This is a genomic window from Bordetella muralis (assembly GCF_965139205.1).
Taxonomy (GTDB): Bacteria; Pseudomonadota; Gammaproteobacteria; order Burkholderiales; family Burkholderiaceae_B; genus Bordetella_A; species Bordetella_A muralis.
The window spans coordinates 24,600-49,908 of the sequence record NZ_CBCSIU010000014.1 but is presented as its reverse complement, the minus strand read 5'-3'; the positions used below and the strand labels follow the sequence as shown (position 1 = coordinate 49,908).

At 60.5% G+C, this 25,309-nt stretch carries 18 protein-coding genes; 10 read left to right on the top strand and 8 right to left on the bottom strand.

Annotated elements, in window-relative coordinates; genetic code table 11:
- Positions 1 to 17: 17 nt before the first annotated feature.
- The 4 genes from ACNA0I_RS18615 to ACNA0I_RS18600 form a co-directional block, all read right to left on the bottom strand.
- Positions 18 to 1,979 (bottom strand): 3-hydroxyacyl-CoA dehydrogenase NAD-binding domain-containing protein, encoded by a 1,962-nt coding sequence (locus ACNA0I_RS18615; protein ID WP_415807520.1) that lies wholly within the window; start codon positions 1,977 to 1,979, stop codon positions 18 to 20.
- Positions 1,976 to 3,262, bottom strand: a complete 1,287-nt coding sequence (locus ACNA0I_RS18610) for an acetyl-CoA C-acetyltransferase (RefSeq protein ID WP_415807519.1) — start codon at positions 3,260 to 3,262, stop codon at positions 1,976 to 1,978. Before ACNA0I_RS18610 ends, ACNA0I_RS18615 begins: the two co-directional genes overlap by 4 nt.
- Before the next feature lie 23 nt (positions 3,263 to 3,285).
- Positions 3,286 to 5,634 (bottom strand): acyl-CoA dehydrogenase, encoded by a 2,349-nt coding sequence (locus ACNA0I_RS18605; RefSeq protein ID WP_415807517.1) that lies wholly within the window; start codon positions 5,632 to 5,634, stop codon positions 3,286 to 3,288.
- An 84-nt stretch (positions 5,635 to 5,718) separates the two neighbouring features.
- Entirely contained in the window at positions 5,719 to 6,483 is a 765-nt protein-coding gene (locus tag ACNA0I_RS18600; RefSeq protein WP_415807516.1) for a TetR/AcrR family transcriptional regulator, read from the bottom strand.
- A gap of 302 nt (positions 6,484 to 6,785) precedes the next feature.
- Between ACNA0I_RS18600 and epsC the strand changes: the two genes are divergently transcribed.
- Positions 6,786 to 7,733, top strand: coding sequence for a serine O-acetyltransferase EpsC (gene epsC, locus ACNA0I_RS18595; protein ID WP_415807515.1), 948 nt, complete (start codon positions 6,786 to 6,788; stop codon positions 7,731 to 7,733).
- A 13-nt stretch (positions 7,734 to 7,746) separates the two neighbouring features.
- A complete protein-coding gene (locus ACNA0I_RS18590) occupies positions 7,747 to 8,604 on the top strand; it encodes an NAD-dependent protein deacetylase (RefSeq protein ID WP_415807514.1) in 858 nt (285 codons plus the stop codon).
- A 324-nt stretch (positions 8,605 to 8,928) separates the two neighbouring features.
- Here ACNA0I_RS18590 and ACNA0I_RS18585 read toward each other — a convergent pair whose 3' ends face one another.
- Complete coding sequence (locus ACNA0I_RS18585) at positions 8,929 to 9,777, bottom strand: inositol monophosphatase family protein (protein WP_415807513.1); 849 nt, start codon at positions 9,775 to 9,777, stop codon at positions 8,929 to 8,931.
- A gap of 243 nt (positions 9,778 to 10,020) precedes the next feature.
- Between ACNA0I_RS18585 and ACNA0I_RS18580 the strand changes: the two genes are divergently transcribed.
- On the top strand, positions 10,021 to 11,682 hold the full coding sequence (locus tag ACNA0I_RS18580; RefSeq protein ID WP_415807512.1) for an L-lactate permease: 1,662 nt from the start codon (positions 10,021 to 10,023) through the stop codon (positions 11,680 to 11,682).
- A gap of 772 nt (positions 11,683 to 12,454) precedes the next feature.
- On the opposite strand, the gene ACNA0I_RS18575 is transcribed toward ACNA0I_RS18580, so the two are convergent.
- On the bottom strand, positions 12,455 to 13,348 hold the full coding sequence (locus tag ACNA0I_RS18575; RefSeq protein WP_415807510.1) for a DUF72 domain-containing protein: 894 nt from the start codon (positions 13,346 to 13,348) through the stop codon (positions 12,455 to 12,457).
- 83 nt (positions 13,349 to 13,431) lie between these two features.
- Between ACNA0I_RS18575 and ACNA0I_RS18570 the strand changes: the two genes are divergently transcribed.
- The 7 genes from ACNA0I_RS18570 (at position 13,432) to ACNA0I_RS18540 (ending at position 24,010) form a co-directional block, all read left to right on the top strand.
- Positions 13,432 to 15,510 carry an ATP-dependent helicase gene (locus ACNA0I_RS18570; RefSeq protein WP_415807509.1) on the top strand — a complete coding sequence of 693 codons (2,079 nt, stop codon included), beginning with the start codon at positions 13,432 to 13,434 and terminating at the stop codon, positions 15,508 to 15,510.
- 74 nt (positions 15,511 to 15,584) lie between these two features.
- Positions 15,585 to 16,589 (top strand): magnesium and cobalt transport protein CorA, encoded by a 1,005-nt coding sequence (locus ACNA0I_RS18565; RefSeq protein WP_415807507.1) that lies wholly within the window; start codon positions 15,585 to 15,587, stop codon positions 16,587 to 16,589.
- A 157-nt stretch (positions 16,590 to 16,746) separates the two neighbouring features.
- Complete coding sequence (locus tag ACNA0I_RS18560) at positions 16,747 to 17,466, top strand: thermonuclease family protein (protein ID WP_415807506.1); 720 nt, start codon at positions 16,747 to 16,749, stop codon at positions 17,464 to 17,466.
- A 154-nt stretch (positions 17,467 to 17,620) separates the two neighbouring features.
- Positions 17,621 to 19,879, top strand: coding sequence for an ABC transporter substrate-binding protein (locus tag ACNA0I_RS18555; protein WP_415807505.1), 2,259 nt, complete (start codon positions 17,621 to 17,623; stop codon positions 19,877 to 19,879).
- Positions 19,876 to 20,853: an ABC transporter permease gene (locus ACNA0I_RS18550; protein ID WP_094822352.1), complete on the top strand. Its 978-nt coding sequence runs from the start codon at positions 19,876 to 19,878 to the stop codon at positions 20,851 to 20,853. Before ACNA0I_RS18555 ends, ACNA0I_RS18550 begins: the two co-directional genes overlap by 4 nt.
- A 5-nt stretch (positions 20,854 to 20,858) precedes the next feature.
- Positions 20,859 to 22,337, top strand: coding sequence for an ABC transporter permease (locus ACNA0I_RS18545; protein WP_415807504.1), 1,479 nt, complete (start codon positions 20,859 to 20,861; stop codon positions 22,335 to 22,337).
- A complete protein-coding gene (locus ACNA0I_RS18540) occupies positions 22,334 to 24,010 on the top strand; it encodes an ABC transporter ATP-binding protein (protein WP_415807503.1) in 1,677 nt (558 codons plus the stop codon). The genes ACNA0I_RS18545 and ACNA0I_RS18540 overlap by 4 nt, the downstream gene beginning before the upstream one ends.
- A gap of 101 nt (positions 24,011 to 24,111) precedes the next feature.
- Here ACNA0I_RS18540 and ACNA0I_RS18535 read toward each other — a convergent pair whose 3' ends face one another.
- Both ACNA0I_RS18535 and efp read right to left on the bottom strand, forming a co-directional pair.
- Positions 24,112 to 24,642 carry a DUF1178 family protein gene (locus ACNA0I_RS18535; RefSeq protein ID WP_415807502.1) on the bottom strand — a complete coding sequence of 177 codons (531 nt, stop codon included), beginning with the start codon at positions 24,640 to 24,642 and terminating at the stop codon, positions 24,112 to 24,114.
- Between the two features lie 88 nt (positions 24,643 to 24,730).
- Entirely contained in the window at positions 24,731 to 25,288 is a 558-nt protein-coding gene (efp, locus tag ACNA0I_RS18530; protein ID WP_415807500.1) for an elongation factor P, read from the bottom strand.
- Positions 25,289 to 25,309: the final 21 nt, after the last annotated feature.

Sequence of the window (25,309 nt, the reverse complement as noted above, 5' to 3'; positions counted from 1 at the left end):
TGTGCGTCGGCGCCTTTTTATGTCGTACTGGTGTTGTGCAGCTTGTTATTCCGGTAGTGCAGCGGCCCGCCCGTGAATGGGGCAAAGCCTGTGCCAAAGATCACGCCCGCATCAGCCAGGTCGGCGTCGGCGACGACGCGTTGATCGACCTGCTGTTGCGTGCGTTCGATAAGGGGTGCGATTAATTGTTCTGCCAGGCCCGCGGGCGGTGTTCCTGGTTCGCGCTTGCGAGCTTTGCCGTCATGCCAGGTGTAAAAGCCCTGGCCGCTTTTGCGGCCCAGATCCCCGCGGGCAATACGATCGGCCAGGCAGCGCGGCGGCTCTGCCTGTTGCGTGAGTTGCTGCCCGGCCGCCAGGGCGATATCCAGGCCCACTGTGTCCGCTAATTCCAGCGGCCCCATGGGCATGCCAAAGTCTGTCATGGCGCGATCGACGGTCTCCGGCGAAACGCCCTTATCCACGTGGCGCATGGCAGCCAGCATATAGGGCGCCAGCACCGCATTGACCAGAAATCCTGGCGCATCGTTCACGGGCAACGGCAGTTTGCCGAGCTGGCCGACAAACGCGCAGGCGCGCGCTTGTATTCCTTGTTCATCGGGGCCTGCCTGGACGACCTCGACCAATGGCATTTGCGCGACGGGATTGAAAAAGTGAATACCGACCAGCCGATGCGGTACAGTCAACCCGGCCCGCAAGGTGGCCAGCGACAGACTGGACGTGTTTGTGGCCAGGATCGCATCGGGTTTGAGGCGGGGTTCAATCGCACGATACAGGGCCTGCTTGGCCTCGGCCTGTTCCGTGATGGCTTCGATCACCAGGTCGGCGCGTGCGACGCCGTCGCCCGCCGGATCCGGGATCAAGCGATCGGCGGCCGCCCGCGCGGCATAGGGGTCTTTGAGTTTGCGTGAGTAGAGCGTCGCGGCTCGGCCGATGGCGGGGGCGATGCGTGCGGCATCCTGGTCTTGCAACGTAACCGTCATGCCTTTCAGTGCGCACCAGGCCGCGATGTCGCCGCCCATCGTGCCGGCCCCGACCACGTGCACATGCTGTACAGGCGAAGCCCCCTCACGCGCTTTGCCGCAGGACTTCAGGCGTTCTTGCAAACGGAATACCCGCAGCAGATTGCGCGCTGTATCGGAGGTCAGGATGCGATCGATGACCTGTGGCGCTGCAAGGGCGTTGCCGCCGTATTGCGACCAGAGGGTGATGATGGCAGGCGCAGCAGGATAGTGGCCCAGGGGGTCTTTGGCGTTGACTTGTTTCTGCGCGCGTTTGGCCACCAGCGATTTGAAGGGTGCATGGTTCATCCACCCGGCGATGCCGCGCGCTCGACGAGCCGGTTTGCCAGACAATACATGACGGCGCGCAGCCGTGTCCGATAGCCTCGGCGGCACGCGTGCATCGACCAGGCCCAACGTGGCGGCCTTGCGCGCATCGGCAGGGCGTCCCGTCAACATCATGTCCAGCGCGGCGGCGGGACCGATCAGGGCAGGCAAGCGGCGCATGCCACCCCAACCGGGAAAAATACCCAGCATGACTTCCGGCAGCGCCAGCGAGGTGCCCGGTATATCCACCGCTAATCGATAGCGGCATGCGAGCGCCAGTTCCAGGCCACCGCCCAGGCAATGTCCCTGGATCAAGGCAAGGGTGGGATAGGGTACGCTGGCCAACCGGTTGAACAACTGCCAACCTCGTTCCACCAGCACGTGCGCTTGTTGCGGCGTATCGAGCCCGGCGAATTCTTCTACGTCGGCGCCGGCGATAAAGCCTGCGGCCTTTCCGGAACGTATGATCAGACCCGCCGGCGGCGCCGACTGCAAAGTGTCCAGGACCTGGGCAAGCTCGGTCATGACCTCGGCCGACAAGGCATTGACGGCGCTGTCGGCGCGATCGATCGTCAGCCATGCCAAACCATCGGCTTCGCGCGCCAGGCGCCAGTGCCGCCATTGCGATGGCGAGATCTCTGTCGTGGACGTCATTGCGCAGTCTCCGTTTCGAGCAGCATGGCGCCGCCTTGTCCGCCACCGATGCAAATCGCTGCCATGCCACGTTGCAAGCCACGCTCCCGTAGCAGTTGCAGCAGATGCAGCACGATACGTGCACCCGAAGCGCCGACGGGATGGCCGAGCGCGATGGCGCCGCCTTCGACGTTCAAGCGTGCTTGATCCAGCACGCCCCAGGGTTCAGTGCCGAGCTCCTCACGGCAATAGACGGTATCGTTCCACGCCGCCAGGCACGCCAGCACCTGCGCGGCAAAGGCCTCATTGATTTCCCACAGGTCCAGATCGTTCAAACCCAAATGATGCCGCTGCAGGATCGAGGTGGTGGCGTGTACCGGCCCCAACCCCATCTGCGCGGGATCCAGGCCCGCCCATTGCGAATCGACGATACGTCCCAAGGGTTGCAGGTTCCAGCGTTTGACTGCGTCCTCGGAGGCCAGTAGCAGCAACGCCGCGCCGTCGGTGACTTGCGAGCTATTGCCGGCGGTGATGTTGCCCCAGGGTTTGTCGAATACCGGACGTAGTTTGCCCAGCCTCTCGACAGTGGAATCATCGCGTACGCCGTCATCGGTGGGATAGAGTGTGCCGCGCGCATCGATCAGCGGCGCGATCTCGCGAGCGGCCGCCTCTCTGGCCGCCAGAGCTCGGGCATGACTGCGTGCCGCGTACTCGTCCATCGCCTGGCGACTGATGCCAAATCGTGTGGCGAGGTTTTCTGCGGTCTGTCCCATGGACAGCCCCACCACGGGATCGGTGAGTCCCTTGACCAGGCCGATCACGGGGGCGATGCTGCGCCATGGAAAACGGCGCAGCGCCGTGAAACGATCGCCTGCGCCGCGCGCTGCGGCCCAGCTTGCGAGCCAGCGCGTCATCTCATCGGAGACAAGCAATGGTGCACGTGACAGGGCATCGACGCCACCCGCCAGGACGAGCGAGGAACGGCCGGTGTGTATGTTCGCGATGGCGCTGTCGAGCGCCTGCATGCCGGAGGCGCAGTTGCGCATGACGGTCCAGCCAGGCACGCGATGACCGCAGCCCAACCGCAACGCAATCACGCGGCCGATGTTGACCTCGTCTGCCGACGGCGCTGCGCAACCCACGATGACTTCGTCGAGGTCGGCGGGTGCAAAGGGTTGCCGCAGCAAAAGCTCACGTCCGGCTTGTACCGCCAGGTCCGCGGCAGAAAAGGGACCCGGCGCATTGCGCGCCTTCAGGAAAGGAGTGCGCGCACCGTCCACGACGTAGATAGGGGCGTGTGGCATAAGGTTTCCTTGGCGTATGTGCCTTAAGCGGCCTTGCGTTGAGCGCCGGGCTGGACGGCGCCTGTCATTCCGAAGTCGAACGGAAAATCGTCGACCCGGATGACTTGATCGCGCAGCGTATCGCGGCGCTTGATGCATTCATAATCTCGCTGATCTAATCCCCCGCGCGCATGTGCTGCCTCGGCCAGGTCGCGGACGTTGGCGCGCGGATCACCTGTGAGCGCGCCGGTTTTTTCATAGGCGCGCAGGTGCGCATCGGCAGCCTCTGCATCCAGCGTGGCGACGAGAGCTTGTTCCAACGCACCGACGGGCTCATCATCGGTGTCCGGCACATGGCAGTTGGCAGTCAGACGTTCTCGTGTGGCGCCAGGCTCTGTCAGCAGGCGAGCAACACGTTGGCTTAACTCGTCGGATGGTGTGTGCTGCATGAGTCCCCAGGGAAACACCAGTCGGCGTAGCGTCCAGCCTACCGAACGTTGTGGCAGGTTGTCCAGTACGCCGACGAATGCAGCCTGCAAATGTTGCAGCGCGTCCTGCAGTGCCCAGTGGGCCAGCGGCGCATCTGCCGATTGCCTGCCGTCATCCTCGAATCGCTTCAGTACGGCAGAGGCCAGGTACATCTGCGACAGGATATCGCCCAACCGTGCCGACAAGCGCTCGCGGCGTTTGAGGCTGCCGCCCAGCAGCGCCATCGATAGATCGGCAAGCAACGCAAAACTGCACGCATAGCGTGTGAGCTGGCGGTAATAGCCATGCATCTCAGGCGCCGCCGAGGCCGGCGCGCGTGCTAGGCGTCCTCCGGTCACTGCGTGGCCCACTGTGCGTAAACCATTACCCACTACAAATCGGATATGACGCCAGAACGCACGGTCGAAGGCTTTCAACCCCTCTTGGGTATCGCTGTTTCCCGCGGCCTGCATTTCTGCCAGGACATACGGATGACAACGGATCGCACCTTGGCCAAAGATAATCAGACTGCGCGTCAGGATGTTTGCGCCTTCCACTGTGATGCCTACAGGGACCTGCTGATAGGCCCGCCCCAGAAAATTCGACGGCCCCAGGCAGATGCCCTTGCCGCCGATCACGTCCATGCCGTCGTTGACGACTTGCCGCGCGCGTTCAGTGATGTGGTATTTAACGATGGCGGACACTACCGAGGGCTTTTCGCCGAGGTCGATCGCGCCGGCAGTCATCACTCGCGCTGCGTCCATCAGATAGGTATGTCCACCAATACGGGCCAGGGCTTCTTCGACGCCTTCAAAGCGTCCCACCGGCGTGCGGAACTGGCTGCGCACTCGCGCATAGGCGCCGACGGTGCGTGCTGTCAGTTGCGACATTCCCGTATTCGAGGCCGGCAATGAGATCGAGCGGCCGGCTGCCAAGCATTCCATCAGCATGCGCCAGCCTTGACCCGCTCTGGCCGGGCCGCCGATGATGAAATCCAGCGGCATGAATACATCCGTGCCACGCGTGGGGCCATTCATGAACATGGCATTCAACGGGAGATGACGCCGTCCCGTTTCTACACCGGGATGATCGTGCGGCACCAGTGCGCACGTGATGCCGACATCAGCGGGACCGCCCAGCAATCCATCCGGGTCATAGAGCCGGAATGCCAATCCCAGCAACGTGCACACCGGGGCGAGCGTGATATAGCGCTTGTCCCAGGTCACGCGCATGCCCAGCACTTCCTGGCCCTGCCACATGCCTTTGCAGACGACGCCCGAGTCTGGAATCGCGGCGGCATCGGAGCCGGCCCAAGGGCTCGTCAGCGCGAACGCGGGGACTTCTTCGCCACGAGCCAAGCGGGGCAAATAATGATTTTTTTGAGCATCAGTCCCGTAGTGCAGCAGTAATTCTGCTGGTCCCAGCGAGTTGGGTACCATGACCGACACAGCCAGCGCAGACGAGCGCGTCGACAGTTTGGTGATGATCTGCGAATGCGCGTAGGCTGAGAAACCCAGGCCGCCGTATTCGCGCGGGATGATCATGCCCAAGAAACCATTGCGCTTGAGATAGTCCCAGGTATCGGCAGACAGGTCATATTGTTTTTGCGTGACCTGCCAGTCATCCACCATGCGGCACGCTTGTTCCGTCTGATTGTCCAGAAATTGTTGTTCGTCGGCAGTCAGTGCGGGCTTGGGCAGATCGAGCAGTCGCTGCCAATCAGGCCGCCCGCGAAACAGTTCGCCTTCCCACCAGACGGTGCCGGCCTCCAGCGCATCGCGTTCGGTGTCGGACATCGGCGGCAGGACTTTGCGATAGGCCTGAAACAAGGGGCGCGACAAGAGCGTGCGCCGGATCGGTGGCACGGCCAGTACGATGACGATCGAGGCTATCAAGATGCCGCTGATCGCAAAGAGTCCGTTCATCTTATGTTGTCTCCGTCAGGGTTGTTGCCGGTGCCCGTTGCGAGTCTCAAATGCTGCATGCGGGCGAATGTTTTATTCGTGCCGTCAGGGCGTTGCGTGCGACGCCGACGCAGGGGGCAAGGGCGCGCGCAAACCGCCCAATAAAAAGCTCATCAATCGTTGCAGTGTGCGCTCGGGATCGTGAGTCGGATCGCCGTCTTCCACGCTCCAGCCCATGGCAAGTCGCAAGACTTCGGTGCCGACGATGGCGTACGAGGTGGCGCCGAGCATGAATTGAAATCGCCAGATGATCTCGGTGCGAGGCACATCGGGCAGCGCCTTGAAAAAGGCGTTCTGATAGCGTTCCATGACACTGGCGTATTCCTCGGCCACGATGGCGCGGATAAAACCGGTGGGATCCGTCATGGTGCGCTCGAGCAGCGGCAGAAAGTTCTTGCCCACGTGTTCGGGACGCGATGCCAGGCGCAGCAGGGTGCCAAAGAACGCATCGACGATTTGCGAGGGCTTGAGCGGTTGTCCTTGTGCCTGAGCCTCCAGTTCGTCCAGCAGGCGCAGCCGTTCCTGATTGAGCACAGCCAAGCGGCGCTTCAGCACGGCCTGTACCAGTGAATCTTTGGAGCCGAAGTGGTAGTTCACGGCAGCCAGATTGACACCGGCCTCACTCGTGATCTGCCGCATTGAGGTGCCATCGTACCCTTGCTGTGCAAAAAGCCGTTCTGCCGTGTCCAGGATGATGTCGCGTGTTGGCTGCCCTAGCGGCTGGAGGTCATCGGACCCGTTCGCCGACGAGTTCGGGGCGCCATGGAGAGGCCTGGGGCTTTCTGCAGCGGCAGCAGTGGGCTTATTCATCAGTTATTTCATTCAAACGTTCGTTTGAATGAAATATAAAGGCAGATAGGTTTTTGATCGAGTCAGCATTAACCCGTAGGTGGTTTTTGGGGATGGCGCAGGCGTTCTGCCGGGTTGATCAACAGGCGATGCGCGCGCAATGTAGCGCCAAAACCCCATTGTGAGACGGGTCGCGCGAGGCAAAATCCGCGCTAGCGGTTACAGTTCATGCATATTGCGTTGCAGAATGCGCGACGCAGGCTTTTCTCCGAGGTTTTCATGTTTGAATGCACGCCGGCTGCGTTAGCCGCAGGACTGTTGTCATGAACGATTCGTCTCAAGCTCACTGGAATCTGGACCATATCGTTTCCGGGCTGCGAGCGGCCCGTGTCGACTGGCGCGGCCCGCGCGGGCGCCTGCGCGAGGATTCGGGCGATCGCGAGTTTCCCTCGCAGGAAAGTCTGCGCACCATCATTCGGCAATTGTGCGGAGCGTTGTTTCCGATGCGCCTGGGGCCTATTGATCTGCGCGCCGAGGTCGAGGACTTTTACGTCGGGCATACCATCGGTGCGGCGTTGGACGCGTTGCTGCACCAGGTCTGTCTGGAGTTGCACCACATGGGCCGTAACACGGGCGAGGCGGAATCAGACGATACGATACATGCCCGCGCAGTGCAGATCGTGCGTCAGTTTGGCGCTGCGTTGCCGCAAGTTCGGCGGGCATTGGATCTGGATGTGACAGCGGCCTATCAGGGAGACCCTGCCGCGCATAGTGTCGATGAAGTGCTGCTGTGCTATCCCGGCGTAGCCGCGATGATTCATCATCGCTTGGCCAGTGTGCTTTACAAGCTGGGCGTGCCCATGCTGGCCCGCATCGTGGCCGAGATCGCGCATGCCGATACGGGGATCGACATCCACCCGGGCGCGACCATCGGCAAGAGCTTCTTTATTGATCACGGCACAGGCGTCGTGATCGGCGAGACGGCCATCATCGGGGACCGTGTACGGCTCTATCAGATGGTGACCTTGGGCGCGAAGCGTTTTCCGCCAGGCGAAAACGGCGAGCTCAAAAAAGGCCTGCCGCGTCACCCGATTATTGAGGACGATGTGGTGATTTATTCCGGCGCGACGATCCTGGGGCGCGTGACGATCGGCCGCGGTTCGGTCATCGGCGGCAACGTCTGGCTCACGCGCAGTGTGCCGGCCCAGAGCACCGTGACGCAGGCCAGTCTGGTCAGCAACATGCCCAATTGCGGGCTGGGCAGCTTATAAGGCATCACCACACATGCCAGACTTCGAGGCGCTGGGCGAGTTTATCGATGGGCACAGGCATCTGTTTGTGTTGACGGGCGCAGGCTGTAGCACGGGCTCGGGCATTCCTGATTATCGCGATGCCGATGGCCAATGGAAACGCAGCCCGCCGATCGATTTTCAGGCCTTCATGGGCAGCGATGCCGCGCGGGCGCGCTATTGGGCGCGCAGTACCGTAGGGTGGCGCCGTTTTGGCCATGTGCAACCCAACGCAGCGCATCGCGCGCTCGCGTTGCTCGAAACGCGAGGCCACATCCGCCTGTTGGTTACGCAGAACGTCGATGGGTTGCATCAAGCCGCCGGCAGTCGCAACGTGCTGGATTTGCACGGCCGTCTGGACGAGGTGCGCTGCATGCGTTGCGATTGGCGCGGCCCGCGTGCTGCCTGGCAGGCACAATTGAACTCGCGTAATCCGGATTGGGCTGAACTGGATGCTGCCGATGCGCCCGACGGCGATGCCGATCTGGAAGGCGTGGATTTCGGCAGTTTTGTCGTCCCGGCCTGTCCCCGCTGTGGCGGTATCGTCAAACCCGATGTGGTGTTTTTTGGTGAAAGCATTCCGCCAGAACGCGGAGTGCGGGCACGGGATGCGCTCGAGCATGCGGATGCCGTGCTGGTCGTCGGATCGTCATTGATGGTGCACTCGGGCTATCGCTACGTGCGAGCAGCCTCGGAGGCCGGGCTGCCTATCGCTGCGTTGAATCTTGGGCGTACGCGAGCCGATGAGTTGTTCACCTTGAAGGTGTCGGCCTCCTGTGCAGAAACTCTGGACGCGTTATATGGTCCTTCTTTTTTGTCGCCGGGCCGCCCCAAGGCAAAAAACGCCCCCTAGGGGGCAGCAAGCCGAAGGCGCGGCGTGGGAGCCTTTTTCGCCACTGAAGGATTCAGCGGTGAGAGCCGGTGCAGTGGGTTCTGGCGCGTCTGACCCGGCTGCGTGACGGGTATCCGCTGGGGGGGCATGCAGCGATGGTGCTGATCAGTCCTGAACGAAATTCCTAAGTCTTTGGCCCCGTTGGCTTTTTCGCCAAAGACCCCAGGCTGTCCATAGGGTTGTCCACAAAATCTGGGGATAAGTTCCGACGGCAGTCGTCATATTTTCCAGAGAGTGGCGATGCTCGCTGGCCAACATCACATGCGTCGCGCGGCATCCGCCTCTCTATAGCGGTGGGAAATCCTCGCCCATCAGCGCGCGTCGCGTCGCATGCCAACTGCCTACATCCGGCGCATAAAGCAAACCTCCCGTACGATGCGTCGGTTTGTACGGACTGGCGTCAAAGTGCGCGGAGAATCCGCCGGCTTCGCGATGCAATAACCAGCCCGCCGCGTGATCCCAGGGATCGAGCTTGTTGTAGAGCATGACGTGGCAGTGGCCACTGACTGCCAGACGATATTCGTGTGCGGCACAGCGTAGCGACGCAGTCGCGCCCAACGCGGCCAGATTTCCGTTGACGGTGCTGCGTAGAGGCTCTGGCAGAAACCCGGTTGAAATCATGCCATCCATGTCGTGGGGCGGCGCCGGCTGTGCCACTTTCAGTGGCGTCTGTGTGCCATCGGCCGACTCGGACCAGGCGCCATCGCCCCGTACGGCCATGGCCCAGTCATGCGCAACCGGGTCGTAAATGACGCCGGCCAACACGTCGCCGCGATGGCACACGGCGACCATCATGCCAAACAAAGGCAGGCCCGCCACGAAATTGCGCGTGCCGTCGATCGGATCGATCAAAAAAGCCAAGTCGGCATCGACCAGCATATTCAGCAAGGCGGGATTACGCGCCGAGGCTTCTTCGCCCACCATGATCGCGCCGGGATAGAGCTTGGCGAGTTTGGTGGTGATAAAGCGTTCCGCGGCCTCGTCGGCATCGGTGACCAGGTCACGCGGCGAGCTCTTGGTATGCACGGCGCCGGCAGTGAGCCGGCGAAAACGCGGCATCACTTCGACCTGCGCGGCTTCGGCCAGGATAGCCGCAATGCGGCGGGTGTCGTCTCGGGTAAAGGTGCGGGTCATGCGAGGCTCTAGGGAACGGTGCACAAATCTAGCACGTTTGCAGGGCAGGGTGTTTAGGCTCGGCAGACAGATTCTTAGTCAGCTTAGATGGTTTCCTTACCGGGAACTTACGTTCATGCAACTGTCAGGAACTCGCTGGTTACATGCGCGGGCTAGACCTGTGATTGGCAGTTATCTGAACAACAAACGTGCGTTCCCGTGGGGGACGCTGACGACTTACTAGGTTGAACCGGAGACGACAGCATGACTTGGCAGCAGATCTATGACCCCTTTGGAAATATGTTTATTTCCACGCTACTGGCAGCATTACCCGTAGTGGTGATGCTGGCAGCGCTCGGGGTTTTTCATATCAAGGCGCACATCGCCGCGGGCATGGGGCTGATCACCGCCTTGCTCGTCGCGATCTTTGCCTATGGCATGCCGGCCGAGATGGCGGGGCGTGCAGCGGTGTTCGGGGGCTTTACCGGCCTGCTGCCCATCGGCTGGATCGTGCTCAATATTATTTTCCTGCACCAGCTGACCGAGCAGAACGGCAGTTTCAAGGTCTTGCAGGACTCGCTCTCGGGCATTACTGAGGACCGCCGCATTCAGTTGCTGCTGATTGCTTTTAGCTTTGGGGCCTTTTTTGAAGGGGCGGCCGGGTTCGGCACGCCCGTAGCCGTGACCGCAGCCATCTTGATCGGCTTGGGTTTTTCGCCACTCGCAGCCTCGGGCCTGTCGCTGATTGCAAATACGGCACCGGTGGCGTTCGGCGCCTTGGGTACACCCGTGATCACCCTGGCCAAGGTGCACGGCTATGAGCTGGATCAGGTCACGGCCATGATCGGGCGGCAACTGCCGTTCTTTTCCTTGCTGGTACCGTTCTGGCTGATCTGGGCTTTTGCGGGGCGCAAGGGCATGTGGGAAATCTGGCCCGCCATCCTCGTGACGGGGGTTTCGTTCGCGGTGCCGCAATACCTCGTCTCGAACTTTATGGGCCCCGAGTTGGTGGACATCATCGCGGCACTGGTATCGATGGCGACCCTGGTGGCATTCTTGCGTGTATGGCGGCCCAAGAACATCTGGACCTCGGCGTCGTTGCGAGGCAAAGACATCAGCGCTGCCGAAGCCAAACCTATGCAGGCGGTTGTGAGTCACAGCCGCGAGCAACTGATTGCCGCGTGGACGCCGTGGGTCATTCTGTCTGTTTTTGTTTTCATCTGGGGCCTGCCTCCGGTAAAGGCGTGGCTCAACAGCCTCTTTGCACCGGCCTTTCCGATGCCCGGTCTGCATAATCTGATTTTCAAAGTCCCGCCAGTGGTGCCGGAAGCGCACGCCGAGACTGCGGTGTATTCGTTGAATCTGTTGTCCGCGACGGGAACGGCGATTTTGCTGGCGGCCGTGGTCAGCGCCTTCGTGATGAAATACAACCCGATCGCGATCGTGCGCACGTTCTTTAAAACGATATGGCTGGTCAAGTATTCGCTGCTGACCATTGTGCTGATGCTGGCGTTGGGCACGCTGACGCGTTATTCGGGCACCGACACCACGCTGGGTCTCGCCTTTGCCAATACGGGCGTGTTGTATCCCTTCTTTGGAACCTTGATGGGATGGTTGGGTGTCGCATTGACGGGGTCCGATACGGCATCGAACGTGCTCTTTGGCGGCATGCAAAAAGTCGCTGCCGAGCAGTTGGGGCTGTCGGCCAACTTGATGGGCGCGGCAAACAGCTCGGGTGGTGTGATGGGTAAGATGATCGATGCCCAGTCGATCGTGGTTGCGTCAACGGCCACGCGCTGGTTCCATCACGAAGGCGATATCTTGCGCTATGTGTTTTTCCACTCGATTGCGTTGGCCTCCCTGGTCGGGTTGTATGTCACGTTGCAAGCCTACGTGTGGCCATTTTCGGCTATGGTGGTGCAATAAATGGGCGGCTACTGAGTAGTTTTGCGTTCCTCATGTCGTCGGGGGTTCGATGGGTGAGGAGGGCGTGCTTATTGGACGTCGAGCCGAGGCAATCGGGCCGTGAGGGCTTCACAAAGCCGGTCCGGCGCGCGGGCGCCGGACACCGTGTTCGCTCGTCTCGTCCGCGCCTTCGCGCTCCCTTCGCGCTCCCTTCGACGTCCGCTCCACTCGGCTTTGAGGCGCCCTCACGGCCCGATTGCCTCGGCTCGACTCGCAGTAACTCAAGCTCGTCACACCGCTGGCACGAGTCTCTTGCTTGGCGTTTTTCTGTGNCCGTGTTGGTAAAGAGGAAGATCTTGCAGGGCTGCCATTTTCGGGTGCCCTGCACCCCCGAAAATGGCGATCAGTCCGGGCATGCAGCGGGGTGGCGTGGTGCTGGTTTGGAAGATCTGCTTGGCTAGAGTTGACGCGTGCGGCGATGATGCGTAGTTCATCTCTAGGTATAACGAACTCGTAGCTCGAGAGATCTTCTGCTTATCTCCAATGCCAAAGCCATGGCATGCAGATCACGAACGCTATTCATTGGCGCGCCCNTAGGCGCCAATGAATAGCGGCCCTGCAAGATCTTCATCCTTGCAAACGCCAGTTCCTACGAAGCCTAAGAAAACCACCCGTGCCAGCGACGAGGGAATCAGAGATGCCCCGCTTCGACGCCCCACAGAACTCATACCCCGTCTTGCCCCGCTAAAAAACCGCGTTATTTACTTCACGGCCAACTAAAGCCCCACGTAATTCACTGATGAATACGCAATGCGGCAGCCAACCCCGCCGCGTTACGCATCCCCTGGTCCTGATAGTTGGTATTCAGCACCGCATGAGCGCTACGCACCTGCTCCGCCAAACGCTTCAGCCGTTGCGCCAGATCCGCGAGTTCCTCTGGCGAATATTCGTATTGAAAACGGCCTGAGGAGGCACCGCTAGTATTGTTCCATGCAGCCGTATTGCGCCCATGCAATCGCAACACGGCCAGCTCGGGATGCGTACTGGCCCACACCGCAGGGACCGTATTGTTGAACCCTTGCGGCGCATCGACCACCGTGTGCACCATACCTGCATCGCGCAGTAAATCCAGCGTCCACGCGCTCGCCGAGGCATTTTCAAACCAGCTACGATGGCGAAATTCCACCGCCATCAGATGCTCTTGCATGTGCCGTTCGCATTCGTGCAACAGTGCGGTCCCGCGAGGGTTTCTCTGTATCCAGGGCGCAAATTGAAAATGGATGGCACGCAGTTTGCCCGCCATCCGCAGCGGCTCCAGGCCCACCAGAAAACGTTGCCACAGTTCGCGCTGCAGCTCCGCAGGCAATTGGTGATAGAACACCGTGGGCGAAACATCGAGTTCGCGTTGAATGTCAGCAGGCAAGTCCCGCACGGGCGCCGGGTGTCCGGTAAACAGGCGAAACGCCTTGGCATGAAAGACAAAGTTGTCGGGCGTGCGTGTGGCCCATGCATGCGCGGTGCGGCCATCGGGCAGGCGATAGTACGTGGCGTCGACCTCGACCAGCTTGAACTGACTGGCGTAATAGCGCAGACGCGCCTCGGGCGTGCGCACGTCCGGCGGGTAAAAGCGGCCGCACGCCAATAGCGTCGGGTCGGTCCAGGATGCGGTGCCAGTGAGGATAGACATGGTGGGGCGCGGGACGTGTCGCGGTGGGCAGTAACAGGAAAGATCCGTTATTATCTGTATGAATATACAGTTATTTTTCCCTCATGGCTGCTGACTCCGATTATCTATCCGACCTCAATCCCGCCCAGCGCGAGGCCGCGGAATTCGGCGTGGGGCGGCCGGACGCGCCCGCTTTGCTGGTGATTGCGGGCGCCGGCTCGGGCAAAACCAGCACCCTGGCGCATCGCGTCGCGCATCTGGTCGTCAACGGCGCTGATCCCCAGCGCATGCTGTTGCTGACCTTTTCGCGCCGCGCGGCCATGGAGATGGAACGCCGCGTGGGCCAGGTCTTGCAGCGGGTGATGAAACTGCATCGCACGCAGCAGGCCCCCTCGTTGCCCTGGGCCGGCACGTTTCACAGCATCGGCGCGCGGCTGCTGCGCGATTGCGCCAGCCGCATTGGCCTGTCTGAAAACTTCACGATTCATGATCGGGGCGATGCCGAGGATTTGATGGGCATGGTGCGTCATGAGCTTGGATTGTCGGCCACCGCTGAGCGTTTCCCGCTCAAGGGCACTTGCCTGGCCATCTATTCGCGCGTCGTCAACAGCCAGGCCTCTGTGGCCGAGGTGTTGAAACACGCCTTCCCGTGGTGTGCGCAGTGGGAGGATCAGCTCAAGCGTTTATTTGCCGCCTATGTGCAGGCCAAACAAGATCAACAGGTTCTCGATTACGACGACCTGCTGCTGTATTGGTCCGAGATGATGCAGGACAGCGTATTGGCCCAGGATGTCGGCGCACGATTCGATCATGTGCTGGTCGATGAATACCAGGACACCAATCGTTTGCAATCCGCTATTTTGCTGGCGATGAAACCGGATGGCCGGGGCCTGACTGTCGTCGGCGATGATGCGCAATCGATCTATTCTTTCCGCGCGGCGACCGTACGCAATATCCTGGATTTCCCCTCGCAATTCGCGCAGCCTGCGCATGTCATCACATTGGATCGCAACTATCGCTCGACGCAGACGATTCTGGATGCGTCCAATGCCGTGATCGATCTGGCCAGCGAACGCTTCACGAAAAACCTCTGGACCGATCGAGAGTCCACCAGCCGCCCCGCACTAGTCACGGTGAGCGACGAGGCCGGCCAGGCGCGTTGGGTCGCCGATCAAGTCCTGGCGCATCGCGAGGCGGGCGCCACACTGAAATCGCAGGCCGCCTTGTTTCGAGCCTCGAATCACAGCGCGGCGCTCGAGCTCGAGCTCACGCGTCGCAATATCCCGTTCGTGAAATTCGGGGGGCTGCGTTTTCTCGAGGCCGCCCACATCAAGGACGTCCTGTCATTGCTGCGGTGGGCGGAAAATCCCCGCAGCCGTCTGTCCGGGTTCCGGGTTGCTCAATTGCTGCCCGGCATCGGGCCCGCGATCGCGGGCCGGTTGATGGATGCCTTGGCAGACGCCGCCGATCCTATGGCCGTGCTCAGGGACTTCAAGCCCGGGACGGCAGCGAAAGCGGACTGGCAGGCCTTTGTGGACGCCTATGCCGCGTTACGGGCGCCTGGGCAGCGTTGGCCGACGGATCTGGACACCGCGCTGCGCTGGTACGCCCCGCAACTAGAGCGCTTGTATGACGATGCGCGCGTGCGCAAGGCCGACTTGGATCAGTTGGCGCGTATCGGCGCCGGCTACGGCAGCCGCGAGCGCTTTCTGACCGAGTTGACGCTGGACCCGCCCGATGCGACCAGCGCCGAATCCGGTCCGCCGTTGCGCGACGAGGACTACATGATCTTGTCCACGATCCATTCAGCCAAGGGGCAGGAATGGAAATCGGTATTTGTGTTGAACGTGGTGGACGGATGCATCCCCTCTGACATGAGCACCGGCACCAGCGATGAAATCGAAGAAGAACGGCGTTTGCTCTATGTGGCGATGACGCGCGCGAAAGAACAATTGCAATTGATCGTGCCGCAGCGGTTCTACGTGCATCAGCAAACCGGCTTGGGCGATCGGCACGTGTACGGATCTCGCACCCGTTTCATTCCTGAATCGTTATTGCCCTTGTTCGAGTCACTGCCAAAGCCTCCCTCGCTAGAGGACCTGCCGTTCGGACGAGGGGTGCGAACGGTCGACTCTGCGCCGCGCATCGATATTGCGCAACGGGTTCGCAAGCTGTTCAGCTGAGCTATCATGCGTTGATTGCCCTGGCGAGCGCTTTGAGTCCCTGCACGTCTGGGCCTGCAACAGCGGAGGTTTGCGTGTCGCACAAAGAACCCACTCCTTCTCCGCCACAAAGCGGGGTGGTGGCATCGGTGGCGTATGTACAAGGGGAGCGTTCCCATGACGTGCCCCTGGACGAGATCAAGTCATACAACTGCCAACCGGAAAACCTGCTGTGGATCGGATTGCGCAATCCCGATCCCGAATTGTTGCGCCAGGTCGCGGACGATCTCGGTATCCGCCCCAAGACCCGCGACGAGATGCTGGAGACACACCGCCGGCCAAAGATCATCGATTTTGGCCAATGTGTCCTGATCGTGGCGATCACCGTCGAGGTCGAGAATGGCCGGCCGAGTTTTGGCGAGACTCAGATCGTCATCGGGCGCGGATTTTTGGTCACCGTGCGGCGCGGCGCGCTCGCGACGCATAGCGGGCTGCGTGAGCGTCTGGAGTCCGCCCCGGACCTGCTGCGGCGTGGCAGTGACCATGTGGCCTCTGAATTGCTCGATCTGCTGATTGATCGCTATGTTACTGCCGCCACCGCACTCGAGAGCGTCGTCGAGGGTGCGGAACAAAAATTGATGATTCGTGGCGCCAAGGATTCCGATATTCGCAAACTCTATCGGCAGCGCCGCGATTTATTGCGCATTCATACGGTCATTGCTCCGTTGGCGGAAATCTGCCGCCGCTTGGCGACCATGGATATGTCCAACGTCGACGTCAACGCACGGCCGTATTTTGCTGTCGTGGCGGACCGGGTCCTGCGCGTCGATGAACTGATCAATGGATTGCGTGAGGCTCTGGCCTTTGCCTTTGAAGCCAGCCTGATGATTGCGCAAACGCAGCAGAACGACATCACTCGGCGCTTGGCCGCCTGGGCCGCCATCCTGGCGGTGCCGACAGCCGTCGCGGGGATTTACGGGATGAATTTCGAGTTCATGCCGGAGCTCAAGTCCCATTGGGGATATCCGCTGACGTTGTTGGGTATCGCTACTGCATGCGCGGTGTTGTTTTGGCGGTTCCGTAAGTCTGGGTGGCTGTAGGGCTATAGGCTGGTCCTCTGTGCCGAGCATTGCCGGCACGGGTTTTCCTGGATCACTGCCACGGCGGCTGGTGCTCAATTTGACACTGTCCAGGCAGACCTCCGAGGCCTGAATATGGCAAACTGCATGGCGTTGTTTTTTTCAGGATATTTCCATCTTGCGTAGGCAGTTTTCCTTTGGTGGCATTGGCCGCAAACTGGGCAGCGTTCTCGGCATTGCGATCGCGGCCGTGGTGGTTCATTGGTTTCAGGGCGGCCAAGACAGTCCTCCCGCGGACACGCCTGCCAGTCAATCCGCGTCCGGCCAGCAGGTCCAGTCCTCCAGCGGTTCCGCGGGGGCTCAACGGGCGCCCACGCCTGCAACCACTCGGCCGGCAAGCTCAGGCGCCAGTGCGGTGCCCGCGGGCCGTTATACCCTGCACGGCGTGGTGAGCAAGGTCGCCGACGGCGATACCGTCACGCTGACGGTCAACGGCAAATCGCATCGTGTTCGGCTCGATAGTATTGATGCCCCCGAGGCCGGCCATAGCGCGCAGGAGCCCGGTCAACCCTATGCCGAGGCCGCGCAGCGGTATCTGGACAAACTGGTCGGGGGCAAGACTCTGACAGCGCAATGCTATCGACAAGACCAGTTCGACCGCGATGTGTGTGCGTTGATGTTGCCAGATGGCAATTCGGCCAATCGCGTGATGGTCACCTCGGGTTATGCCTGGGCCTATACCGCGCGCCGTGGCGATTATCTGAATGACGCCGCGATGCCGGGCCTGCAACAACAGGCGCGGCAGGCCGGCCTGGGTCTCTGGGCGCAAGGCGGGCCCACCGAGCCCTGGAAATGGCGCTACGAATGCTGGCGTAATCAGCGCTGCGATACTCCCTGAGCCGGCAACGTTTCCGGACCTGATGCAGTCGGGCCATCAGAACCGTGATAGCAAGGGTTATCGCTGATCCCACGGCTATTAAGGCAGGACTCGGCCGCGACCTTTGCTATGCTGTGCCCCAAGGCTTGAACGGGACATTACACGGAAACGGTTTATGGGTGCATGGCTGCAGCGGATGTCGATGGTCATACTGGTGTCGGTACTTACCCTGACGGGATGTACGCGAGACCCCATTAACAGCCCTTATGAAACCGGCGACTTGTCCGAAAACACCCTGTATACGGCGTTTGTCAGGCAGTCGCCCAAATATCTGGACCCCGCCCGCTCGTATTCCAACGACGAAACCCCCTTTACGTACAACATCTACGAGCCGCTCTATGGATATCAGTATCTGAAGCGGCCGTACGAATTGATCCCGCGTGCAGCGGCAGAGATCACGCCGCCGCGCTATCTTGATGCACAAGGGAACGTGCTACCCGTGGACGCGCCGGGAGAGCAAATTGCGGAAAGCGTTTACGACATTCCGATTCGGCCTGGCATTCGGTTTCAGCCGCACCCGGCGTTCGCCCGCGAACCTGACGGCAGCGAGAGCTATTTTCCGTTGCGGCCAGGTGAGTTGGACGACAAGTTTTACCTGACGGATTTTCCCAAAACCGGCACCCGGGAGCTCACCGCCAACGACTATGTATATGCATTCAGGCGCTTAGCCAGCCCACGGGTGGCTTCTCCGATTTATTCCCTGATGGCCGATTACGTCATCGGCATGCAGGACTACGGCAAACGCTTGCGGCAACGCGATGCCGAATTGCGCAAGGCGCTGCCGGCAGGGCAACGTGATCTGCCCTGGCTGGACCTGCGCGAGGATGACGGGTTCGAGGGCGTGCAGGCGGTCGACGACCACACCTTGCGCATCCGTATCAAGGGCAAATATCCGCAGTTCAAATATTGGCTGGCAATGACATTTACCGCGCCTATTCCTTGGGAAGCGGATCGCTTTTACAGCCAGCCAGGCATGGCCGCGCACGATTTGTCGTTGAATACGTGGCCGGCAGGGACCGGCCCCTACATGCTGGTGGAGTCGCTTCAAAACCGCCGCCATGTGCTGGCGCGCAACCCAAATTTTCGAGGCGAGCCGTACCCCTGCGAAGGCGAACCCACAGACCAGGCGCGTGGCCTGCTGGCCGATTGCGGCAAACCCACGCCGTTCCTGGACCATATCGTCTTCAACATCGAAAAAGAGGCTTTGCCTTTGACCGGCAAATTCATGCAAGGCTATTACGATATCCCGCAAGTCGAGCGCGGCGAAATCGGCGTGGCCATGCTGGTGGCTGCGGGCGACTCGCCCGACAAGGCCAAGACCTATCGCGATCATGGCATCCAGTTGCCCACGACCATCGAGACCTCGATCTGGTACATGGGGTTCAATTGGCTGGATCCCGTTGTCGGTCAGGGAGATACCCCCGAGCAACAGGAAAAAAACCGCAAGTTGCGCCAGGCCATCAGTATTGCGTTCAACTGGGAAGAGTACATCGCGGTCTTTGAAAACGATCAGGCGGTGGCGGCCAATGGGCCTGTGCCGCCGGGCGTACTCGGCTACCGTGAGCCGCCCGAGGGCATCAACCGCGAGGTCTATGACGTCGTCGACGGCAAGCCCAAACGCAAATCGCTCGAGGTGGCCAAACAATTACTCGCCCAGGCCGGCTACCCGAATGGCCGCAATGCGCAAACGGGCGCGCCCTTGATCTTGTATTACGACGCCATGACCGGTGGCGGATCCAACCCGATGTTCGACTGGATGCGCCGCCAGATGGCGCAGATCGGCATCCAGCTGGACATACGGTCGACGGACTATGGCCGTTTTCAGGACAAAATGCAGCGCGGGGCCGCGCAGATTTTTCTCTGGGGCTGGCTGGCGGACTATCCCGATGCCGAAAATTTTCTGTTCTTGTTATACGGCCCGAACGGCAAGGCCAAGCATGGCGGCGAGAACGCGGCCAACTATACCAATGCCGAATTCGATCGGCTATTCGAGCAACTGAAATATCTGGACGACGGTCCCGAAAAAGTCGCCGTCATCGATCGTATGCAAGCCATCGTGCAACGGGATGCACCGTGGATGTTCGGCTACTTTCCCATGTCGGGCGGGGCGTATCAACAATGGGTCGGTAATGCCAAACCCACGCAGATGGTGCGCAACATCCTGCAGTACATCAAAATCGATCCGGCATTGCGGGTGAGCAAAATCGACGAATGGAATACGCCACGCTGGTGGCCGTTGTGGTTATTGGTGATTGTCGTAGTGCTGGCTATCTGGCCGTCTTATGTTGCCTTGAAACGCCGTGAGCGGCAAACCGCATTCGGGTCTCGGCCGGCCACGCCGGCTGTGCAGGCATCCAAGGAGTCCCAATCATGATCGGCTATGTGATTCGCCGCCTGCTATACGGGGTGTTGATCCTGATCGGGGTGAACCTGTTGACCTTTGTGCTGTTCTTTGCCGTGAATACGCCTGACGATATGGCGCGTCTGGCTATCGGCGGCCAACGCGTGAGCCAGGAGGCGATCGACCGCTGGAAGACCGAGCATGGTTACGACAAGCCGCTGTTTTTTAATACGCAAGCCGCCGGAACGCAGCAACTGACCGATACGGTCTTCTATCAGCGCTCGGTGCCGTTGTTGACCATGGAGTTCGGCGCCTCGGATGCGGGGCGCGATATCAGCCGAGAGATCCGCATGCGCATGGGTCCCAGCCTCGCGCTGGCGATTCCGACGTTTTTCCTGGGCTTGTTTGTCAGCGTGGTGTTCTCGTTGCTGCTGGTGTATTTCCGGGCGACGCGACTGGATTTCTGGGGCGTGGTGTTGTGTGTGATATTGCTGTCGATATCCAGCTTGTTTTACATCATTGCAGGGCAGTGGTTGTTCGCAAAGTTGCTGCGGCTGGTGCCTTATTCCGGCTTTTCGGGTGGGCTGGACATGATCAAATTCCTGGCATTGCCCGTGCTCGTCGCTCTGGTGTCGCGCTTGGGACCCGAGGCGCGCTTTTATCGCGCCTTGTTTCTGGAAGAAGTCGGCAAAGACTACGTCCGCACCGCACGCGCCAAAGGTCTGACCGAGCGCGTAGTCTTGTTTCGTCATGTGTTGCGTAATGCCATGCTGCCGATCTTGACGGGGACGGTGTCGGCTATTCCCTTGTTGTTCATGGGCAGTCTGATCGCCGAGTCGTTCTTCGGGATTCCCGGATTGGGCAGCTACACCATCGACGCCATCAATGCGCAGGATTTTTCCATCGTGCGGGCCATGGTCTTTCTGGGCGCTGCGCTGTATATCGTCGGGCTGATTTTGGCCGATATCTCTTATACGCTGGCTGATCCCCGCGTACGTTTCGAGTGACCGCCATGCCAAAGTTCGTATTTCTGTGGACGGATATTGCGCTGTTTCTGCTGGTGGCTGCGGTGCTGTTTTATGTGTGGCGCGTGCGTCGCAGCCCGACGCTGCGTGCGACATGGGCCAAGGTGGCGCGTGATGCACCGGCAATGAGTTCTGCGGTTGTATTGCTGGCGTTCGTCGTTGTCGGGGTGCTGGATTCCATTCACTATCGGCCACAGTTGCCGCCTGCACCAGGGGCCGCAGCCGATGCGCCACCGATATACGCGCCTGCTGTGCAATCGGCGTTAGATGGTCTGCTGCACGGCACTGTACTGACGCGCCCTGAAAAAACCTATTCAAGCCCACTCGCCGCGCGTCAGTTCACCAAAGAAACCGAATTGATCGATGGCCGTCCGTTGCGTGACTTTCCGCGGTTGCGCAGTGGCGGCGCGCATTTGGAAAATCCCGAGACTGAGTTGACGGGCGATGTATTGCGGCGCCTGGCGTGGGGGTTGGCAGGTGGCGCTGTGGCTGTGCTGTTGGGCGGGCTTGTGCTCGTCGGGGTACTGTCTCGATCGTATGGCGGATGGCGGCAAACCTTTGCCGACGTGGCTTGCGGCCGCACCGAGCTCCCGTGGCGCGCGATGTGGATGACCTATGCGGTGCTGTGCCTTTGCGCCGGAGCCATCGTCGGTCTGGCCAGTGGTTATCACGTGTTCGGCACGGACCGCACGGGCAACGATGTGTTGTGGCAGGCGCTCAAAAGCATACGCACGGCATTGGTGATCGGCAGTTTGACGACCTTGGCCATGCTGCCTCCGGCGATTGGTTTCGGATTGGCAGCGGGTTATTTCAAAGGCAAAGTCGATGACGCCATTCAGTACATCTATACGACGCTGACGTCTATTCCAGGTGTGCTGTTGGTCGCTGCTTGCGCGCTGATGATGCAGGTATATATCGACACGCATCCCGATTTATTCGATACGTCGGCAGCGCGTGCGGATTTGCGCTTGTTCTTGTTGTGCATGATCCTCGGGCTGACAGGGTGGTCGGGTTTGTGCCGCTTGTTGCGCGCGGAAACCTTGAAACTGCGCGAGCTTGAATACGTGCAGGCAGCGCGGGCGTTTGGCGTGTCGCATTGGCGCATCATGCGCCGTCACCTGTTGCCCAACGTCATGCACATCGTGTTGATCACGGTCGTGCTGGAATTCTCCGGCCTGGTGCTATACGAAGCCGTCTTGTCTTATCTGGGCATAGGCGTGGATCCCGGCATGAATTCGTTTGGATCGATGATCGATGGTGCGCGCCTGGAAATGTCGCGTGATCCGATGGTGTGGTGGAATCTGTTGACGGCCTTCATTTTCATGCTGGCATTGGTGCTGTCCGCCAATCTGTTCGCCGATGCCGTGCGTGAAGCCTTTGACCCGCGTGCGCGGCGCTATCGTCCGGGAGGATGGTTGAAAAAGAAACTGGGCGCACCCAAAGCAGAGAAGGGGGCCGCACAATGAACGCAGCCGCTGATACGTTGCTGGCCGTAGACGGCCTGGATGTTGCGATTGACGGCGAGACCGGCCTGACCCATGCCGTCAAACGTTTACAGCTTGCCATCGAGCGCGGCGAGACTTTTGCGCTCGTAGGTGAGTCCGGTTGCGGCAAAAGTATGACCGCGATGGCGTTGCTGCGTTTGTTGCCCGACGCAGGACGTATCGTCGGCGGACAGATTGCGCTCGACGGCATGGACCTGAATCAGCTGCCCGAAAGCGAGATGCGAGGGGTACGTGGCGGCCGTATCGGCATCATTTTCCAAGAGCCATCAACCAGTCTGAATCCGGTGATGCGCATAGGCGACCAGATACTGGAAACCTTAATGGCACATACTCCCTTGCGTGGTGCCGCCGCCCGCGCGCGGGCCATTGACTGGTTGCGTCGTGTGGGCATTCCCGAGCCTGAGCGCAGGATCGATGATTACCCATTCCAGTTCTCCGGTGGGCAGAAGCAGCGTGTCATGATTGCCATCGCGCTTGCAGCCGAGCCGACGCTGCTGATTGCCGATGAGCCTACGACCGCCTTGGACGTTACGGTACAGGCCCAGGTGTTGGATCTGCTTGCTGACATCCAACGCGAAATGGGGATGGCGATATTGCTGATTACCCATGATCTGGCGGTGGTGCGCAATGTGGCCAAACACGTCGCGTTGATGCGCGGTGGAGAGATCGTCGAAAGCGCTCCCGCAGACGTGTTCTTTGAGCGGCCGAAACATCCGTATGCGCGTCAGTTGTTTGACGCGATTCCCACCTTTGAAAAGCGCGGGCGGCCGCTGGCGGGGGCGGCGGCCTCGAATGCACCGGAATCATCCCATCTGCATCAGTCGGATGACGTCGTGCTGGAGGTGCAGGATCTGCTCGTGCACTACCCCGTGCGCAAAGGCCTGCTGCGCCGTATCGATTCGTGGGTACAGGCGGTCAATAGCGTGACGTTTAGCCTGCGCGCAGGCGAGACGCTCGCATTGCTGGGCGAGTCGGGCTGCGGCAAGACGACGACAGGCAAGGCCTTGTTGCGTTTGATCGATGGCGCAAAAATCGAGGGCCGCGCCTTGCTTAACGGCCGTGATCTGCTGCACGTCGACCGGCGTGAATTGCGCCGTTTGAGGCAGGACATTCAGATCGTGTTCCAGGATCCTTTTGCTTCGCTCGATCCACGCATGCGCGTTGGGGATATTCTCGACGAGGGCATCGCCTCGTTACGCCCCGATATGTCACCGTCCTCGCGACGAGATCGCATACAGCATCTGCTGCAACGAGTGGGGCTGCCGGGGGATACCTCCAGCCGTTACCCACACGAGTTTTCGGGGGGGCAACGCCAACGTATCGCCATTGCGCGCGCCCTGGCGGTCGAACCTAAAGTATTGATCTGCGACGAGCCCACCTCAGCGCTGGACGTGTCGGTGCAGGCGCAGATTCTGGATCTGTTGCGCGAGCTGCAGGCAGAGTTGGGCATTGCCTATCTGTTCATCACGCATAATTTTGGCGTCGTTGAATACCTGGCTGACCGCATTGCGATCATGCATGACGGACGTATCGTCGAAAACGGCACGGCCGATGCCGTGCTGCATGCACCTCAGCATGAAACGACGCGCCGTTTGCTGGAGGCCGTGCCCAGGTTGGCCTTCGGAGCTGTCTAGCTGATTGTGACGCTGTGGCCGGCAGGTTAGGGCGACCGGCCCTCATCAGGGCTCAGGGCCGCGCGATCGCACGCGCCATCGGGAAAACGACCCTTGCCCAGCTATTGCAGCCGATCGTCATCCAGAAAATCGGGCAGCGGCATGATGTCGATGCCCTCTTCACTCAGGGCTCGGTGTTCATCAGGCGTGGCAGTGCCTCGGATCGGACGATCCTCTGCATCACCGGCATGAATGCGGCGGGCCTCCTCGGCAAAGCGGGGGCCGACGTTTTCTGTATTGCGAATGACCTTGCGGATTTCCCGCAACACGGCCGCTTGCAGGCGAGCCATGGCGGCTGGATCGTCGCTCGCGACGGGCGAGGCCTCGGACTCTGCGGGCGCTGGCGTGCCACCTGACGAGGTCGTCGCCGAAGGCTCTGCCTTGGCGGATTCCATGGCCAGCGCTGCAGGTGCCCTCAGGTGCGAGACATTCAGCCTCGGGGCCGACAGCCGTTTGGTGATCGTGGCGGATCCGCACATCGGGCAGGTGAGCAATCCGCGTGCCTGTTGCGTGTCGTAGTCTTCGTGCGAACTGAACCAGCCCTCGAAAAGGTGGCCTTGATCACATTGCAGGTCGAATACTTTGAGTGCCATGAGAGTGATAGTAGCGCGACAGTAAAACGGCGCCCGCAGGCGCCGTCGGAATACTGCCGCTGACAGGGCGGGCGGGCCGCCCAGGCGATCAGTTGACGCGGCTACGGTATTCGTTGGTGCGCGTGTCGATTTCGATCTTGTCACCGATGGCGCAGAACAACGGCACGTTCAACTCGTAGCCGGTGTTGATCTTGGCAGGCTTGAGGACCTTGCCCGAGGTGTCGCCACGGACGGCGGGCTCGGTGTAGGTGATCTCGCGGACCAGGATGGTGGGCAGCTCGACCGAGATGGCACGGCCGTCGTAGAAGACGACTTCCACGGGCATGGCTTCTTCGAGGTAATTCAGCGCATCGCCCATGCTTTCGGCTTCGATTTCGTACTGGTTGTACTCTTCGTCCATGAAGACATACATGGGGTCGCCGAAGTACGAGTAGGTGCACTCCTTGCGCTCGAGCATGACGACGTCGAATTTTTCATCGGCTTTGTAGACCGATTCGCTGGCCGAGCCGGTCAGCAGGTTTTTGAACTTCAGCTTGACGACGGCGGCGTTACGGCCAGATTTGTTGTACTCGGCCTTTTGGACCACGAGGGGATCCTTGCCGACCATGATCACGTTGCCGACTCGCAATTCCTGAGCGGTTTTCATTGATTAAAAACTCCGGGTGAT

Excerpts from the sequence above, each read along its gene's own strand:
- ACNA0I_RS18615 (WP_415807520.1), bottom strand. The coding sequence starts at position 1,979 with ATGACGTCCACGACAGAGATCTCGCCATCGCAATGGCGGCACTGGCGC.
- ACNA0I_RS18610 (WP_415807519.1), bottom strand. The coding sequence starts at position 3,262 with ATGCCACACGCCCCTATCTACGTCGTGGACGGTGCGCGCACTCCTTTC.
- ACNA0I_RS18605 (WP_415807517.1), bottom strand. The coding sequence starts at position 5,634 with ATGAACGGACTCTTTGCGATCAGCGGCATCTTGATAGCCTCGATCGTC.
- ACNA0I_RS18600 (WP_415807516.1), bottom strand. The coding sequence starts at position 6,483 with ATGAATAAGCCCACTGCTGCCGCTGCAGAAAGCCCCAGGCCTCTCCAT.
- epsC (WP_415807515.1), top strand. The coding sequence starts at position 6,786 with ATGAACGATTCGTCTCAAGCTCACTGGAATCTGGACCATATCGTTTCC.
- ACNA0I_RS18590 (WP_415807514.1), top strand. The coding sequence starts at position 7,747 with ATGCCAGACTTCGAGGCGCTGGGCGAGTTTATCGATGGGCACAGGCAT.
- ACNA0I_RS18585 (WP_415807513.1), bottom strand. The coding sequence starts at position 9,777 with ATGACCCGCACCTTTACCCGAGACGACACCCGCCGCATTGCGGCTATC.
- ACNA0I_RS18580 (WP_415807512.1), top strand. The coding sequence starts at position 10,021 with ATGACTTGGCAGCAGATCTATGACCCCTTTGGAAATATGTTTATTTCC.
- ACNA0I_RS18575 (WP_415807510.1), bottom strand. The coding sequence starts at position 13,348 with ATGTCTATCCTCACTGGCACCGCATCCTGGACCGACCCGACGCTATTG.
- ACNA0I_RS18570 (WP_415807509.1), top strand. The coding sequence starts at position 13,432 with ATGGCTGCTGACTCCGATTATCTATCCGACCTCAATCCCGCCCAGCGC.
- ACNA0I_RS18555 (WP_415807505.1), top strand. The coding sequence starts at position 17,621 with ATGGGTGCATGGCTGCAGCGGATGTCGATGGTCATACTGGTGTCGGTA.
- ACNA0I_RS18550 (WP_094822352.1), top strand. The coding sequence starts at position 19,876 with ATGATCGGCTATGTGATTCGCCGCCTGCTATACGGGGTGTTGATCCTG.
- ACNA0I_RS18545 (WP_415807504.1), top strand. The coding sequence starts at position 20,859 with ATGCCAAAGTTCGTATTTCTGTGGACGGATATTGCGCTGTTTCTGCTG.
- ACNA0I_RS18540 (WP_415807503.1), top strand. The coding sequence starts at position 22,334 with ATGAACGCAGCCGCTGATACGTTGCTGGCCGTAGACGGCCTGGATGTT.
- ACNA0I_RS18535 (WP_415807502.1), bottom strand. The coding sequence starts at position 24,642 with ATGGCACTCAAAGTATTCGACCTGCAATGTGATCAAGGCCACCTTTTC.
- efp (WP_415807500.1), bottom strand. The coding sequence starts at position 25,288 with ATGAAAACCGCTCAGGAATTGCGAGTCGGCAACGTGATCATGGTCGGC.